Annotated in this window: 2 protein-coding genes; one reads left to right on the top strand and one right to left on the bottom strand. The window is 74.2% G+C overall.

The window, feature by feature from the left end:
- Positions 1–74: 74 nt before the first annotated feature.
- Positions 75–836 (top strand): polyphosphate--glucose phosphotransferase, encoded by a 762-nt coding sequence (gene ppgK / locus EEJ42_RS31525; protein WP_123105275.1) that lies wholly within the window; start codon positions 75–77, stop codon positions 834–836.
- Here the strand turns inward: ppgK and EEJ42_RS31520 are convergent.
- Positions 730–1258 (bottom strand): DUF6542 domain-containing protein (locus tag EEJ42_RS31520; protein WP_246097519.1); only part of this gene is annotated, 529 nt, incomplete at its 5' end. The two genes, ppgK and EEJ42_RS31520, sit on opposite strands and share 107 nt — an antisense overlap.

Below are 1258 nucleotides of genomic sequence, written 5' to 3'. Positions count from 1 at the left end.
GCCGGGGCGGCCGCCGCCGGCACGGACGGCGCGGAGCGGTGACCGACACCAGCGGCGGCGGCTCGGCCGCCCGGGTGTTCGGCGTGGACATCGGCGGGTCCGGGATCAAGGGCGCGCCGGTGGATCTGGACCGCGGCGACCTGGCCGAGGAGCGCCACAAGGTGCTCACCCCGCACCCGTCCACGCCCGAGGCGGTCGTGGACGGTGTGGTGGAGGTCGCCAGGCACTTCGGCTGGTCCGGGCGCCCGGTCGGGGTGACCTTCCCGGGCGTGGTGACGGACGGGACGACCCGTACCGCCGCGAACGTCGACAAGAGCTGGATCGGCACCGACCTGGCCGGTCTGCTCGGCGAGCGGCTGGGCGCCCCGGTCACCGTGCTGAACGACGCGGACGCGGCCGGGGTCGCCGAGATGACCTTCGGCGCGGGCCGCGGCCGCCAGGGCACCGTGATCGTGCTCACCCTGGGCACCGGCATCGGCAGCGCGGTCTTCACCGGCGGTCGGCTGGTGCCCAACACCGAGCTGGGCCATCTGGAGCTGGACGGCCACGAGGCGGAGAAGCGCGCCTCCACCAAGGTCCGGGAGGACCACGACCTGAGCTGGCCGCACTGGGCGCACCGGGTGCAGAAGTACCTGGCGCACCTGGAGATGCTGTTCTCGCCCGAGCTGTTCGTGATCGGCGGCGGGGTGAGCCGGAAGGCCCACAAGTTCCTGCCGCTGATCGAGGACATCAGGGCCGAGATCGTCCCGGCTCAGCTCCAGAACAATGCGGGGATCGTGGGCGCCGCGATGGCCGCGGCTGCCGCTGCTGACGGCGTCGGCGCTGCCGCCCCATGAGGGCGATCTTGCGGACGAGGACGATCAGCACGGTCAGCAGCGTCCCGGCGTAGAGCCAGCCCGCGTTCAGCGAGAGCGCGGTGAACACGCCCAGCGCCTGGCCCGCGAACCCCGTGCCGCCGTCGTTGATCGGCAGCAGCCCGGCCGTGAAGGCGATCGGCACCCCGATCGCCCCCGGGAACAGGTCGGCGGGCCGTACCCACATCCCGCAGCCCGCGCACGCCAGCAGGAAGAACACCCCGTACGCGGTGGGCGATCCGGAGAACAGCAGCGCGTCCAGGCAGCCGAATGCCAGCATCGCCAGCGCGGTCAGCAGCCCCGCGCCTAAGGCGGTGAGCCGGGCGCTGGGCAGGGTGACCGGCCGGTCGCGCAGCGTGGCGGCCGCGCCCAGCAGCCCGCCCCGGCCGCCGCCCCGAGCCGTC

The organism is Streptomyces botrytidirepellens (genome assembly GCF_003721215.1).
GTDB lineage: Bacteria > Actinomycetota > Actinomycetes > Streptomycetales > Streptomycetaceae > Streptomyces > Streptomyces himastatinicus.
This window is presented reverse-complemented; position numbering and strand designations above follow the sequence as displayed.